The organism is Quadrisphaera granulorum, from assembly GCF_003149145.1.
GTDB classification, from domain to species: Bacteria; Actinomycetota; Actinomycetes; order Actinomycetales; family Quadrisphaeraceae; genus Quadrisphaera; species Quadrisphaera granulorum.
This window is the reverse complement of record NZ_QGDQ01000031.1, coordinates 1-14,281: the sequence shown is the minus strand read 5'-3', so window position 1 is coordinate 14,281 and position 14,281 is coordinate 1. Positions and strand designations below refer to the sequence as shown.

Annotated in this window: 14 protein-coding genes and 1 pseudogene; 9 read left to right on the top strand and 6 right to left on the bottom strand. The window is 71.6% G+C overall.

All coding sequences use genetic code 11. The annotated features are described in order from the left end of the window. The first annotated feature begins 7 nt into the window (after positions 1–7). From BXY45_RS18865 to BXY45_RS18845, 5 genes are all read left to right on the top strand, one after another. On the top strand, positions 8–1,417 hold the full coding sequence (locus tag BXY45_RS18865; RefSeq protein ID WP_109776082.1) for an amidase: 1,410 nt from the start codon (positions 8–10) through the stop codon (positions 1,415–1,417). Positions 1,418–1,506: 89 nt separating this feature from the next. Next, a complete protein-coding gene (locus tag BXY45_RS18860) occupies positions 1,507–2,694 on the top strand; it encodes a sugar ABC transporter substrate-binding protein (RefSeq protein WP_109776081.1) in 1,188 nt (395 codons plus the stop codon). A 7-nt stretch (positions 2,695–2,701) separates the two neighbouring features. After that, entirely contained in the window at positions 2,702–4,243 is a 1,542-nt protein-coding gene (locus BXY45_RS18855; protein ID WP_170131614.1) for a sugar ABC transporter ATP-binding protein, read from the top strand. After that, positions 4,240–5,292, top strand: a complete 1,053-nt coding sequence (locus BXY45_RS18850) for an ABC transporter permease (RefSeq protein WP_109776079.1) — start codon at positions 4,240–4,242, stop codon at positions 5,290–5,292. The genes BXY45_RS18855 and BXY45_RS18850 overlap by 4 nt, the downstream gene beginning before the upstream one ends. Before the next feature lie 44 nt (positions 5,293–5,336). Then, complete coding sequence (locus BXY45_RS18845; protein WP_170131613.1) at positions 5,337–6,335, top strand: AraC family transcriptional regulator; 999 nt, start codon at positions 5,337–5,339, stop codon at positions 6,333–6,335. A gap of 15 nt (positions 6,336–6,350) precedes the next feature. Here BXY45_RS18845 and BXY45_RS18840 read toward each other — a convergent pair whose 3' ends face one another. After that, a complete protein-coding gene (locus BXY45_RS18840) occupies positions 6,351–7,280 on the bottom strand; it encodes an endo alpha-1,4 polygalactosaminidase (protein ID WP_211319742.1) in 930 nt (309 codons plus the stop codon). A gap of 39 nt (positions 7,281–7,319) precedes the next feature. On the opposite strand from BXY45_RS18840, the gene BXY45_RS18835 reads away from it, so the two are divergent. Next, positions 7,320–7,958 carry a CG0192-related protein gene (locus tag BXY45_RS18835; RefSeq protein ID WP_109776077.1) on the top strand — a complete coding sequence of 213 codons (639 nt, stop codon included), beginning with the start codon at positions 7,320–7,322 and terminating at the stop codon, positions 7,956–7,958. A 116-nt stretch (positions 7,959–8,074) separates the two neighbouring features. After that, a complete protein-coding gene (locus BXY45_RS18830; protein ID WP_109776076.1) occupies positions 8,075–8,929 on the top strand; it encodes a PHP domain-containing protein in 855 nt (284 codons plus the stop codon). 37 nt (positions 8,930–8,966) lie between these two features. Here the strand turns inward: BXY45_RS18830 and BXY45_RS18825 are convergent, their stop codons facing one another. From BXY45_RS18825 to BXY45_RS18810, 3 genes are all read right to left on the bottom strand, one after another. After that, the gene (locus BXY45_RS18825) at positions 8,967–9,590 is read right to left on the bottom strand and encodes a TetR/AcrR family transcriptional regulator (RefSeq protein ID WP_109776113.1); all 624 of its coding nucleotides are present in this window, start codon (positions 9,588–9,590) and stop codon (positions 8,967–8,969) included. Positions 9,591–9,624: 34 nt separating this feature from the next. Beyond that, positions 9,625–11,136: an MFS transporter gene (locus BXY45_RS18820; protein ID WP_109776075.1), complete on the bottom strand. Its 1,512-nt coding sequence runs from the start codon at positions 11,134–11,136 to the stop codon at positions 9,625–9,627. Between the two features lie 689 nt (positions 11,137–11,825). Then, the gene (locus tag BXY45_RS18810) at positions 11,826–12,149 is read right to left on the bottom strand and encodes a hypothetical protein (protein WP_109776073.1); all 324 of its coding nucleotides are present in this window, start codon (positions 12,147–12,149) and stop codon (positions 11,826–11,828) included. Between the two features lie 226 nt (positions 12,150–12,375). On the opposite strand from BXY45_RS18810, the gene BXY45_RS18805 reads away from it, so the two are divergent. Continuing rightward, on the top strand, positions 12,376–12,576 hold the full coding sequence (locus BXY45_RS18805) for a type II toxin-antitoxin system VapB family antitoxin (protein WP_146211280.1): 201 nt from the start codon (positions 12,376–12,378) through the stop codon (positions 12,574–12,576). After that, positions 12,567–12,989: a PIN domain nuclease gene (locus BXY45_RS18800; protein ID WP_109776071.1), complete on the top strand. Its 423-nt coding sequence runs from the start codon at positions 12,567–12,569 to the stop codon at positions 12,987–12,989. Before BXY45_RS18805 ends, BXY45_RS18800 begins: the two co-directional genes overlap by 10 nt. Positions 12,990–13,195: 206 nt before the next feature. On the opposite strand, the gene BXY45_RS18795 is transcribed toward BXY45_RS18800, so the two are convergent. After that, positions 13,196–13,963, bottom strand: a complete 768-nt coding sequence (locus BXY45_RS18795) for an alpha/beta fold hydrolase (protein ID WP_245961923.1) — start codon at positions 13,961–13,963, stop codon at positions 13,196–13,198. Positions 13,964–14,059: 96 nt separating this feature from the next. Further along, positions 14,060–14,281, bottom strand: a pseudogene (locus BXY45_RS18790) (IS256 family transposase); the annotation flags it as partial.

The window sequence follows — 14,281 nt, the reverse complement described above, 5'->3', positions numbered from 1 at the left end:
GGGCCAGATGAGACCCACCACCACCGCCACGGAACTCGCCTCGGAGATCCGTGCCCGCCGCACCAGTCCGGTCGAGGCGGCCCAGTACTACCTCGACCGCATCGACAGGCTCGACGGCCCCGTCAACGCCATCGTCTGGCGTGACGACGAGCGCACGCTCCAGGAGGCGCGTGCCGCCGAACGACTCCTCATGACCGGCGGCGACCTGCCGCCCTTCCTCGGGGTTCCCATCCCGGTCAAGGAGCTCACGAACGCAGCCGGCCAACCCAACACGCTCGGCTCGCTCGGCACCAGCACGGAACCGCGGACCCATGACGACCTCGTCATCGCGGCGCTGCGCCGTGCGGGCGGGGTGCTCATGGGTCGGTCGAACACCCCGGAGATGGGCCCGATGTCGGTGTCGGACAACCGCAGGTTCGGGCGCACCGCCAACCCGTGGCACCTCGGCCGCACCGCCGGTGGCTCCTCGGGAGGCGCTGCGGCAGCCGTGGCAGCGGGCCTGGCGCCCGCGGCCCAGGCCTCCGACGGTGGCGGGTCGATCCGCATGCCGTCCTCGTGCTGCGGCACGGTGGGGCTCAAGCCGAGCCGAGGGCGCGTCCCCGCCTTCGTGGCGGCCTGGGACCACGGCGTCGTGGACGGCATGATCACGCGCTCCGTGCTCGACGCCGCGGCGCTGCTGGATGTCATCTCCACTCCCGACCCGCTGTCCTGGTATAACGCCCCGGCGCTGCAGCGCCCGCTCGCCGAGGAGGTCGGTCGTGATCCCGGCCGCCTCCGGGTGGGCCTGCTGCTGGAAGCCCCCAACGGTGTCCCGGTCGACGCCGAGAGCATCGCGGCCGCTCAGCGGCTGGCCGAGGAGCTGGAGCACCTCGGGCACCATGTCTTCCCCGCGAAGCTGGATGGGTACTCCCCCGTGGCGCTGCGCGAGTACCTCGACGTCATCGTCAACGCGTGGGTGCTGGCTACCCCGTACGTCGACGAGACGCTGGCCGAGCCGTACCTGCAGTACCGCAGGGACCGCGGGCGCCAGCGCAGCGCCGGCGACTACGCCGTCGCTGACGCCCGTCTCCAGTACGAGACCCGCGCCGTCAACGCCCAGTGGGGACGCGACTGGGACGTGCTGCTCACCCCGACCATGGCCACCGTCGCGCCGCCGATCGGCACCGTGCTGGAAGAGGCCAACGCCACACCGGACGGTCCGCGGGTCACCGAGAACCAGATGATCGCCTTCACCGCGTTCGCCAACATCGCCGGACTTCCCGCCATCAGCCTCCCGGTGCACCGCACAGGCGACGGCGTACCGGTGGGCGCGCAGCTCATCGGTGGTCCCTTCGACGAGGCGACGCTGGTGCGCCTCGCCTCCCAGGTCGAGCCGGCCTTCGCCTGGACCGAGGCCCTGCCGCCCGGCTTCGACTGACAGCTACCCGCTGCTCCAGACATCCCGCTGCGCCTGACCGCGCGCCGAACTCCGACGTGCTCGTTCCGACGACTTCGAGAGGACCCCCCATGTCCCCAGCAACCATGTCCCCCGCAAAGCCCCGCCGTCGGCTCCGTGCCCTGGCCGCCGGATCCCTCCTGCTCCTGACGCTCACGGCGTGCAGCTCCACCACTACCTCCTCCACCTCCGCCTCAGCGAGCGCGGGCGGTGCCGACACCGCGGCCGCAGAACGTGCCGCAGCGGCCGTCGAGGCCGGCTACGCCGGTGACAGCACGACGCCACCGACCTCCGGCCCGGCGCCCGCCACCGGCAAGAACGTGTGGCTGATCTCGGCGTCCCAGCAGGTGCCCGGTCTGGCCCACCTCACCGAGCGCGGCGTGGAAGCCGCGACCACACTGGGGTGGCAGACGAACGTCTGCGACGGTCAGAACAACGCCGACGGCGGATGGGCCAAGTGCGTGCGGCAGGCGGTCTCCGCCGGCGCCGACGCGGTCGTGCTGGAGGCCATCGACTGCGCCCCGGTCAGCCAGGCGCTGTCCGAGGCGCGCGCCAAGGGCGTGCTCGTGGCCTCGCTGACCTCCTTCGACTGCGACGACCCGACGCAGGGCGGCGGCCAGAAGCAGTTCGACGTCGACGTCCCCTTCTCCAACGACCGCACCGCGGCCCAGAACTACACCGACCAGGGGAAGCTGCGCGCGGACTGGGTCATCGCCCAGACGAAGGGCGCAGCGAAGGTCGTGCACGTCGAGTTCCGCGGCGTCGCCTTCGGTGAGTACCTCGCCGACGCGTTCAACGAGCAGATCGCCACCTGCACGGGATGCGAGGTCGTCTCCACCGTCGTCATCACGCCCGCCGACATCCCCAACATCCGGCAGAAGTTCGAGACCGCGCTGCTCCAGGCGCCGACGGCGAACGCCGTCGCCGTCGACGTCGACTTCATGCTGCCCGCGGGCGTTGCCCAGGCGCTGAGCACGTCGGGCAAGCAGCTCACCGTCGCGGGCGCCGAGTGCTCGCAGGAGTCCATCGGCTACCTGCACCGCCAGCAGGCCATCGGCATGTGCATCGGCGGGTCGTCGGGTTGGCTCGCCTACGCCGGCATGGACGGCCTCAACCGCGCCTTCGCGGGGCAGCCGGTGGTCGACAGCGGGGCCGGCATCCAGCTGGTCGACGCCACGCACAACCTGCCCGCCGAGGGCAGCGTGTTCGAGGGCTCGGTCGACTACGCCTCCGCGTACCGGGCGGCCTGGGGTGTCTGAGTCCGGGGTGTCTGACACCGGCCCGGCGCTGCGCCTGCGCGGGATCAGCAAGTCCTTCGACGGGGTGCGGGTGCTCCGGGGGGTCGACGTCTCGATCACCCGGGGCACGGTGCACGCGCTGCTGGGCGGCAACGGCTCGGGCAAGTCCACCACCCTCAAGGTGGTGGCCGGGGTCTACCGCGGCGACCCCGGCGGCGTGGTCGAGGTCTTCGGGACGCCGCACCCGGCGGACTCCTTCTCCCCGCAGCAGGCCCACCGAGCGGGGCTGCGCTTCGTCCACCAGGACCTGGGCCTCGTCGACGACCTCAGCGTGGCCGCGAACTTCGGCCTGGTCAGCGGCTTCCCCCAGCGCCTCGGCGCCGTGAGGTGGCGGGCCCTCCACGAGCGCACCGCCCGGGAACTCGCCGCTGCGGGCCTGGACATCGCACCGCAGGCACCGGTGCGGGCCCTCAGACCCAGCGACCGCACCCGCGTGGCCATCGCCAGGGCGCTCCAGGACGACGACGGCGGGCACCCCCTCGTGCTCGTGCTCGACGAGCCCACCGCGAGCCTGCCCCACCACGAGGTCGACGAGCTGCTCGAGGAGCTGCGCCGACGACGAGAGCAGGGGCACACCATCGTCTACGTCAGCCACCGCATCCCCGAGGTGCTGGCGGTGGCCGATGACCTCACGGTGCTCCGGGACGGCGTGGTGGCCTACAGCGGACCCGTCAGCGGCCTCACCGAAGACCACGTCATCGCGATGATGACGGGTCTGGCGGCCGAGCAGGCAGCGCCTGCAGCACGGACGCCACGGGCACCGACGACAGCAGCGCCGCTGCTTCGAGTCAGCGGCCTGTGCACCGCCGGGCTGGGCCCCCTGGACCTCGAGGTGCGCCCCGGGGAGGTGGTCGGGGTGGCCGGCCTGCTCGGCTCGGGCAGGTCCCGCCTCCTGGGGCTGCTCGCCGGACAGGTCCCCCGGACCTCCGGCAGCGTCCAGCTCGCCGGGCGGGAGATCCACCACCGCTCACCGCGGGCGGCGCTCGCGGACGGTGTCGCCTGCGTGCCGGAAGACCGCGCCCGCGACGCAGCCTTCCCCGACCGTCCGCTGTGGGAGAACGTCTCGGCGATCGCCTTCCCCCGCTACGCCCGCTGGTGGGGGGCCGACCGGCGCGCGGAGCGACGCGACGCCGTGAAGGCTGCGGCAGGGTTCGCCGTCCACGCCGCCCACGGCGAGGTGCCGTTCGCCTCGCTGTCGGGAGGCAACCAGCAGAAGGCCGTGCTGGCGCGTGCCACGTGGACCTCGCCCCGGCTGCTGCTGCTGGACGAGCCCAGCCAGGGCGTCGACGCGATGGCACGCAGGGACATCCACTCCTTCATCCATCGCCACGTCGACGGCCACGACCGGGCCGCCCTGGTCGTCTCCTCCGACTTCGTGGAGCTCGCGGCTCTCTGCGACCGCGTCCTGGTGCTGCGAGACGGCCGTCTGCGCGCCGAGCTCACCGGCGCCGAGCTGCACGAAAGCGCCATTGCCCTGGCAGTGCACCAAGACCGAGAGGATCCCCGATGAGTCCCGCGAGTCCAGCAGTCGGCACGGACCCCACCTCCGAGGACGCCTCCCCGGCGTCCGGCCAGCCGTCACCGTCGATGCCCGCGAAGGGCCACCGGAGCCTCGGGAACGTCCTCGAGAGATACGGCCTGCTCCTGCTCCTCCTCGCCGTCGCGGTGTTCTTCTCCGCGTCACCCGTCTCGGGCCCGGCCTTCCGCAGCAGTGCCAACTGGCTCACCCTGACCGCCAACCAGGCGGTGACGTTCGCCGTCGCCCTGGCGCTGCTGTTCCCCCTGGCGGCAGGCTTCTTCGACTTCTCCGTGGGTGCCGTCGCGGCGACGTCGTCGGTGGTCGCGGCCGCCGCGATGAGCCACCACGCGCTTCCCCTGGGGGTGGCGATCGCCCTCGCCCTCCTCACCGGCCTCACGATCGGGCTGTTCCAGGGGGTGCTCGTCGCGCACCTGCGGATGAACCCCTTCATCGCCACGCTGGGGACCGCGACGCTGCTGGGCGGGGCGATCTTCGCCTACACGGGCGGGCTCCAGATCACCCAAGGCATCTCCCCGGCCCTGACCAGCGCGGGCTCCGGCCTCTGGGCGGGACTGCCGGCGATCGTCGTCGTCGTCGCCCTGCTCGCTCTGGTGGTCTGGTTCGTCCTGGACCAGACCGTCTTCGGGCGCCGGTTGTTCGCCATCGGTTCCAACGTCAACGCCGCACGTCTCATCGGCGTGGACGTGGCGCGCACCCAGCTGCTCGCCTTCGCCGCGTCCGGCCTGGTGGGAGCCGCGGCGGGGGTGCTGCTCCTGGCTCGTCAAGGTGCAGCGACGTCGGACAACGGGATGACGATGCTCTTCCCGGCACTCACCGCCGTGCTGCTGTCCACCATCGTCATCGACGTCGGCCGACCGTCCGTCCAGGGAACGGCCATCGGGGTGGTCTTCGTGGCCGTCAGCACCAGTGGTCTCACACTGATCGGGTCTCCGGCGTGGGTCAGCTCCGTCTTCACGGGGGCAGCCCTGCTCGTCGCGGTGGCCGTCGCCAGCCTGGGGCGCCTCCGCAAGGGACGATGATCCGAGGCCAGGGGCAGGTCCCCGGCCACCACCAGGAGGACCTCGTGACCTCGCCGGACCACGCACCCACCGATTCCGAGGTCACGCTCCGCGTCGAGGCACCCGCCCGGCTCGCCGGCTACCTGTCGACCCCGGGTCAGGAGGCCGTCTCCCTCGCCCAGGACGAGACGATCTCCCTCCTGTGGCGGGAACCCGGCGCGGAGCTCAGCCTCGAGAGCTGGCACGTGGGGGACCTGGACATGGTGGAGTTCGTCAGTGACGGCGCCGTCGACGTGGCACCGGTGCTGCGCCCCGCTCCGGGCTCCTCCACGTGGCCGGGCCTGACGGTGGGGGTGTGCCTGGAGGGCCGTGTGACCCTCACCCAGTCCTCCAGGACGGTGCACCTGGAGCCGGGCAGGTTGGCCTTCTACAACGGAGGCCGTCCGTTCCGCATCAGCACCGACGGACCCCACCGGTGGCTGGTCTGCCGCCTGAGGTTCTTGCGACAGGGCAGTACGACGGATGCGGCGGCGGACGTGGCCGCCCGCGAGATCCCCCTGGCGGACGCCGCCGGGGGGATGCTCGCCGACCTTCTCGTCAGCGTCGCCCGTGCGCGAGGGACGCTTTCGCCGCGAGCACGCGTGCACTGCGCCGATGCCGTCCACTCGCTGGTTCGGGCCGTGATGGAGGACGTCGCCGGATCCCTGCGTTCCCGGAAGGCCGCCAGCTCCTTCACCCGGTACACGCAGTGGCTGGAGGAGCACCTCACCGACGACGACGCCACCGCCGAGCAGCTGGCCGCCGCGCACCACGTCTCCGTCCGCCAGGTGCGCGGCGTGTTCGCCGCCCACGGCACCACCGTCTCCACCTTCGTGCGCCAGCTGCGGCTGGAGAGCTTCAAGCACGACCTGCTCGACCTGTCGCTGCTCGACCACACGGTGGCGGCGCTGGCGCGGCGCTCGGGCCTGCGGGACCCCGCCGTGGCCAGTCGCCTGTTCCGGGCCCAGTACGGCCTTCCGCCGGGGACCTACCGCCGCGGGGCCCTGAACAGCGCACTGTCCTGACCTGCTGTCCTGACCTCAGGCAGGGCAGGCCTGGTAGGCGTAGCCATCGTCGTCGGGGGTGAGCAGGTCGTGGTCGCGCAACACCACCGACGTGCGGCGGTCGGGGTGTCGGCACACCTCGTCGAAGCGATCAACGCCCAGGCCGTCGGTGTACTCGATGTCGAGCACCACCGGGTAGTGGTCGGTGTAGGCGTCGCACTCCTCGTAGACCGCGCACGACTCGGCGACGGCGAAGTCGTAACCCGCCGCCCGCAGCCGCGCCGACAGTTCCGGCGTGTTCTTCTGCGCGATCGCCAGTCCGGCCTCGTGCGCCACCCGCACGTACTCCTCGGCCAGAGCGGTGTTGTCGGCGGCGGTGAGGTGCTCCTGGGACCGGGTCCAGCTGTCGAGGTTGTCGATCTCGACGGCGTCGAACCCCGACTCCGCGCACCCGCGGATCCACGGCCCGACCACCTCCGACAGCTCGGCGCGCTTCGCGGCGGTGGAGGTGTCGAAGAGCAGCTCGTCCGGCCAACCCGGGTCCGCCAGGGGGCCGTCGGCGGTCTGCACCACCAGGTCGGGGTGTGCCGCAGCGAACGCGGCCGAGTCCTGCGGCTGCGTCTGGAAGCCGTTGACGTAGCAGATGTCATAGCCCAGGCCCGCGGGCTGGGCGGTGCGGTCGCGGGCCACCACCGTGACGCCGCCAGGGGGCGTGTACGGGCCCGACAGCTGGTAGTCGAACCGCGTCCCGCTCGGCGGCGGCGACCAGGTGCGGTGCTCGGGGGTCGCCTGAGGCGCGGCCTGCGTATCGGTGGCGGAGCTCGCGCAGCCGGTCAGGGCCAGGACGACGACCACAGCGCATCCGGTAGCGCCACCGACCACTGCGCCGACGCGGCGCCCGTCAGCCGGCAGCGGCGTCCGCAGCAACGGAAGCGCGGCAACCACGTGCGCAGGCGTGAAGGGCACCCGTCCACGCTAGCGAGCACGGACTGGGATGCTGCGGCGATGGCAGTCCACCACCAGGCGTCGATCGTCCCCACCAAGGCCGAGCTGCTGGCGGCGTGGGTGCCTCGCCAGCCGTGGGCAGCCGGAGCCGACACGTCGTCGCTGACGAAACTCGGCTCGTACCGCTTCGACGACCCGGACGGCGAGGTCGGGATGGAGACCCACGTGCTCGCCACCGCCGACGGGCAGGTGCTCCAGGTGCCGCTGACCTACCGCGGAGCCCCGCGCGCCGGCGCCGAGGAATCCCTGGTCACGACGATGACGCACACCACCCTCGGCGACCGCTGGATCTACGACGCCCTCCACGACCCGGTCTACGCCGCCGTCCTCGCCTCGACGATCGCCACCGGTGGCCACGAAGCCGACCTCTTCCTCTCCACGCCCGACGGTCTGGTGCTGCAGCCTGCCTCGGCGCGCGTGCGGGGCAGCGGCACGGCCCCCTCCGCACCCGCCGCAGGCTGGAGCGGCCCGCGAGTCACGGTGGCCGGCACGACGTCACGCATCGAATGTGACGGCGCCCTTCTCACCGTGCTCCACGTGCTCGAAACGACGACGGCGAGCGCCGCAGCGGACGAGCTCGTGCTGACGGGCACCTGGCTAGGTCAGGATCGACCCGTTCTGCTGGCCGTGCTCCGCTGACGGGTGCCTCCCCAGACAAGGACCGGCGTCAGCCTGCGGGTAGGGGACGAACTTCGGCCAGGCAACGGCGGAGGTGCGCGCCGAGCGGTCCCCGGGGAGCTGACACCATCGCCCGCATGACGGGCAGTGGCTGGCCGGCGGACGACCACGTGCACTCCCAGTATTCGTGGGACGCCTCGGCCGGTGACATGGAGGCGACGTGTGCCCGCGCCGTCGAGCTCGGACTCCCAGCCATCTCCTTCACCGAGCACGCAGACTTCGGCGCATGGCGACCGCCGCCCGGCGGGTGGAGCTGGAAGGGCACGGTCCGCGGCCGCACCGACGAGCACGGGCGGTTCATGACCGAGCCGCTCCACGTGCGGGCCTACGTGGAGGCGGTCCAGCGGTGCCGCCACCTCTTCCCCGACCTGCGCATCCGCTGCGGCATCGAGCTGAGCGAAGGGCACCGCTTCCCCGCGGAGGTCGCCGAGCTCGCGGGCTGGGGCTTCGAGCGGGTGGTGGGCTCGCTGCACGCCCTACCCGACCTGCACCTGCCGGGCGAGGTGGTGGAGATGCGCGGGGCCGTCGCCCAGCGAGGGCTGCTGGGGGCCGTGCGGACCTACCTCGACGAGGCGGCCGTCATGGCGGCGAGCGATGCGCCATTCGAGGTGCTCGGCCACCTCGACTACCCGCTGCGCTACTGGACGCCGGAGGCAGGGCCACTGCCGTGGGCGGACCTCGAAGAGCAGGTGCGCCACGTGCTGACGGTGCTCGCAGGCTCCGGGAGGGCGCTGGAGGTGAACACCACCCGGCCGATGGAGATGCTGGTCGTGAGGTGGTGGCACGCGGCGGGCGGCCAGGCGGTCTCGTTCGGGAGCGACGCCCACGCGCCGGAGCACCTGGGACGTCGGTGGCGCGAGGTCGCCGACGCTGTGAGCGTGGCGGGGTTCCGGCCGACAACCGACCCGACGGCCTTCTGGTCGCGCACCTGACACCGCGCGGTCTGCGTTCAGGGCCGCGATCGTCCGCTCACGCGCCGTCGTCCACGCGAGGAGTCAACGCGTCGAAGGCCTCGTCGACGAGCTGCGGCAGCTCATCGACGCCATCGCGCTCGGCCCACAGAAGGCTCGCCGCCGTGGCGCACGCGAGGCCCGCGGCCGCAGCGGCACGCGTGCCGACCGCTCCGGCGTTGTGTCCGGGGTGGGTGGCCAGCCCGTCGGCGATGAGGCGCTCGGTGGTCAGCGCCCGCTCGGCCTGCCGTGCTCGCAGCTCAGGGGTGACCAAGACGAGACGCCAGCGGCGCAGCAGCTCGTCCCGGTGCGTCGGGTAGACCTCACCGAGGACGTGGTGGATGGCACCGCGCACCATCTGCAGCGCGGGCTCATCGTGCGGACGCTGGGCCACGAGAGCCTGGAGCCGCGCGTCGTGGTCGTCGGTGAGGACGACCTGGTCCTTCGCGGCGAAGTGCCGGAAGAACGTCATGTGCGAGACCCCGGCAGCCGCGGCGATCTGCTCGACGGTAGTCGCCGCGTAGCCCTGCTCCTGGAAGAGCCTCAGCGCGTGGCGGTGCAGCTCCTCACGGGTGGCCTGCCGTCGTCGAGCGTGGCGGTCTGCGCCAGCCGCTGCGGTCTCCCCCTCGTCCACAGGGGTCATCCTCCACAGCGTGGTCTCGCGGCGGCGCAGCACCTCAGGCAGGAGGTCGCACTCGTGTGCTCGGCAAGACCATCCAGGTGGTCGCCGCACAGGCCAGGGCCAGCCCGCTGCACGCGAGCAGCACCGCGCCGACGCCCGTGGTGAACGCCGACGCCGCAGCCTGCTCCAGGCCCAGGCGATGCAGGGCACCAGCTCCGGAGAGGGAACCGAGGGCGAGGCCACGTGAGGACGGCGGCAACCCGGCCACTGCTGGCCGGAGGTGGTTGGCGTAGGTCGCCGCCAGCAGGCTGCCCAGGGCGGCCACAGCCAAGGCACCGCTGATCTGACGGAGCGTGTTGATGAGCGCCGAACCGGCTGCGGCTGCCGTGTCGGGGACGGTGGACATGGCGGCGTCCATCGCAGTGGAGACCGCGGCACCGATGCCGGATCCGGTGATCGTGAGAAGCCCTGCGAACAGCCACTGCGGCGCCTCTGGCCCTGCTGCGGCCAGCCCGCCGGCCCCGGCTGCAAGTACGAGCAGCCCTGCCACGGCCGTCGTCCGGGTGCCCCACGCCCGCTGGAGCCGGGCACCGGCGGCGCCTGCCACCAGGAGGCCGACCATGAGCGGCAGCAGCCGGAGCGCGGCAGACGGTGCGTCGAACCCCCGGACACCCTGCAGCAGCTGAGGGAGAACGAAGAGGACGGCGAGCAGCACAGCGCTCGCTCCGGCGACGGCGACGACCCCGCCGCAGAACCGCCGGTCACCGAACAGGGCGACGTCCACCAGTGGGTGGCGACTGCGTCGCAGGTTCGCCGCGAAGGCCGCCATCGCGGCCAACGCGACGGCGACGAGCACGAGCGTGCGCGGCGACGTCCAGCCTGAAGAAGGCGCCTGGATCACCGCGCCCACGAGGCTCACCAAGCCCACGGCGGAGGCGACCACGCCGATCGCGTCGAGCCGGACGTCACGGCGCCCTGGACGGACCGGGACGGCGACGACGACGGTGGCGATGGCGAGGACGACGACGGGCACGTTGACCCAGAAGACCGACGCCCAGGACCACCGGGCGAGCAGCGCACCTCCCACGAGCGGTCCGAGCGGCAGTCCCAGCGCGACCGCCGAGGTGAGGAGACCCAGGGCCCTGGCGCGCTGGTCCTGCGGGAACTCGGTGGTAACGATCGCCAGGGCGAGCGGCACGAGCACCGCCGCCCCAGCGCCCTGGACGGCCCGGGCTGTGATCAGCTCGCCGACCGACGTCGACAGCGCTGAAGCCACCGACCCGACACCAAAGACGAAGAGTCCCACCAGCAGCGCGCGGCGGTGGCCGAAGCGGTCACCGAGGCGACCCGCCGGCAGCATCACCGCGATGACCGCCAGCAGGTAGGCGTCGACCACCCACTGCAGCGCTTCCGTCCCGGCCCGCAGCTCCGCGGAGATCGTCGGCAGCGCGACGTTGAGGACTGTCGTGTCGAGCCCGACCACCACGACCGACAGGGACAGTGCTGCCAGCGCTGGCCATCCCCGGCCCCGGTCGCGACCAGTAGCTCGTGAGTTAGCGACTAACATGCCTTTATGTTAGTCGCTAACATGAGCTTCGGCGAGCCTGATCGACGCAAGCTGCAGGCTCCCCACGACCGGCCCAGTCCGGAGCCGACAGCCCTGGCATCTCCAGTCAGTGCGGCTCGCACACACCTCGAGCGCCCCGCGATGGTCGGGATCTCCGGCTACGGCGGAGCAGGGAAGTCAACGCCGGGTTGGGCCCTCGTTCAGCGGGCCCCCGGAGCGGTGCGGCTGCGCGGAGGCGACTTCCTCGACATCGCTCGCTTCCGCCGGCGGTCATCCGACAGGGACGGCGTGGAACGCGACCAGCTCGCCCAAAGGTGCTCGCACCCCTCCGCTCCGAACAGCCGGTGACGTACCGCCCCTACGGCTGGCGTGCGCGGGAGCTAGCGGAGCCGCGGAACTCCCGGCGGCCGACGTCGTCGTCGACGTCATCGGGCTCTTCCACCCGGATGTACTGGAGCTGCTGGACGTGACGATCTAGGCGGACGCTGGCCCCGACGCCGCGACAACGCGGGGCAAGGCCAGGGACACGCGCCTCGGGCACGACGACGACCAGCTCGAACGGCTTCGGGTTCTCCCCGGTGACGGCTGCTGAGTCGACACGGTCGGACAGCCGTTCCGCAGGTCAGCCTGGGATAGAGGCGCCCTGGCCGCGCCCCACGCGCAAACACCCTTGCTGAGGCAGCTGTCGCTCAGACGAGGAAGTCGTCGACCTGCAGGTCAAACGCCACGAAGGGGCGCAGGGTCGGAGCGAGCTCCAGCACGAGATCCCTCACCGCGGGCGCCGCGTCGGGGGTGAACTCCAGCAGCACAGCCGACTCCGTCGTTGTGTCGCGCGGCGGCCCAGCCCACGCCGACTCAGGTAACGCCGCGGCGATCCGCTCGATGCAGTCGTCCAGCACGAGCCCCGGCTCGGTGGGGCGCTCCTCGAGGGCCTTCAGCTGACCCTCGACGGCGGCGCCCCACAGGTGCGGCTCGTCAGGCGGCAGGAACAGCAGCACGTCGTAGGAGGACACGCACACCTCTCTCACTCGACAGCGGGAAGCCCTCGCGGCGCGGGAGCTCTAGCACGTAGCTGACGCCATTCTCGTCTCGCAGCACCGCGCGTGGGCCAGCGCTCCAGCACCAACCCAGCCGAGCGCCGAGTAGGTTGCGGAGCGGGTGCGGGGCAAGCATTCGCAGTGCTTCCAGCTGGTGAGGCACGACCGGGGACTGCTGAATGGCGTTTCGAGGGAGGAAGCGATGAGCACGCACATTGACGACATCGACGAGAAGATCCTCGCTGAAGCGCAGGACCTGCTCGGCGCACCTACTCCACAGGACGCCGTCAACCAGGCACTGCGAGAGGCTGTGCGCAATCGACTGGTCGCGCAATACATGGAGCTGATGAAGCAGCAAGGGACTTCGCAGAGTCACTCGCCCAGGGACGATGCGTGGCGCTGACGGAGTACATGCTCGACACGAGCGCCAACAGCCGGCTCCACCTCGACGCCGTGGCGCAGCGAGTGCAGCCGCTCCTCGAGCGAGCTCTCATCCACACCTGCGCGGTGCTCAACCTCGAAGCTCTGTTCTCGTCCCAGAACGCGGACGAGTACGACCGCATATGGACCATCCGCAACAGCATCTTTCTCTATCAAGACACCGACGAGCGTCACCTATCGAGGGCACAAGAGGTCCAGCAGCGTCTGGCCAGAGAGTCGCAGCACCGCGGAGCGTCGCTTCCGGATTTGATCATTGCCGCTGTGGCTGAAGCTCGCGGCCTGACGGTTCTGCACTACGACAGGGACTACGAGCACATCGCAGCCGTCACCGGGCAGGCGACTGAATGGGTCGCTCCCCCCGGGAGCCTTCCGTAGGCGCAAAGCGCCGTTGGTCGCGATCATGCGTCACAGGGGATGCCTCAGTGGTGTTGTGCCCTGGTGTGCCATTCAGCCAGCCCTGCTGGGAGCAGTCCCTGCTTGCTCATCGCACGTGAACGCGACTTCCCCTCCAGTACCAGAGCGTGGGGTGACCGAGCGCACCGTTCCGCGGCACGTGCCGATGTGCCGCGAGGTGCAGCCACTCACAGACCGCTGAGGAAGTCCTCGATGCGCCGTTGCGTCGCGTCGCCTCCGGAGCCGTACCAGACCAGGTGGCTCAGGCTGGGGCTCGGCCACAGCAGCGACCCGCAGATGTTCTGGTGCAGGTGTTCCGCGTGGCGCCAATCCACCTGCCCGTCGTGACGGGAGGCGATGACCAGGGCGGGCTGCTGGACCGCACGGCCGAGGTCGGGAGCCAGCCGGTGGCGCACGTCGATGGAAAAACCTTGGCCTGAGCGCATGGCGGCGAACAGGCGCACGAGCTCGTCCTGCTCGCCAGGGCTCAGGTCGGCCATCACCCGGTGCGCCGGTGAGGTCGACAGGCTCGAGAGCATCATCCGCAGCCCCAACGAGGGGTAGCGGCGCAGCAGAGCCCGCACGCTGGTCCAGGTCCAGGGTTCGACGTGGGCACCGAAGGCCAGGTGCGCGGCCAGGCGCGTGGCACCGGTAGGAAAGGGCAGCGCGGACCGGGCGGAGATCAGCAGGAGCGAGCGCACCAGGGACGGGTGGCGTTCGGCCAGGGCTACCGCCGCTGGGCCTCCTGCGGAGATGCCGAGGACTGCTCGCACGGAGCTGATGCCCAGGTGGGCGCACAGCTCGGCGGTGGTGTCGGCGAAACGTTCTGGGGTGGGCCCGGCTGAGGTGGGGGTGCGGCCGTAGCCAGGTCGAGAGGGGATGAGCAGCTGGTGTCCGGCCGCACGCAAGGGAGCTTCACCCAGCGCGATGCCGGCGCGCATGTGCCCGCCGTGCATGATCAGCACGACGTCGCTCGTCGTTGCCGTCGCTGGTTTTGAGCTGGTGCCCGCGGTGACGGGGAGAAATTGTCAAGACCTGTGGATGAAGATCGTTTAGGCGGCGGTCGGGAGGGCCTGCTCAGCCGCTGACGCGCCGGCTTCACCGAGTTCGTCGGGGCGTTCCACACGCTTGCCGGCCTCGAACACGACCCCCGCGCGCACCAGCGCCACCAGGTGCGGGGCGGTGATCGCCCGCCACCGGCACTGAGCAGCCTCGATGAGCTTGAACGCCATCGCCAACCCCGCCTTGGCGCTGCCCGGCCCCTTGGTGACCTT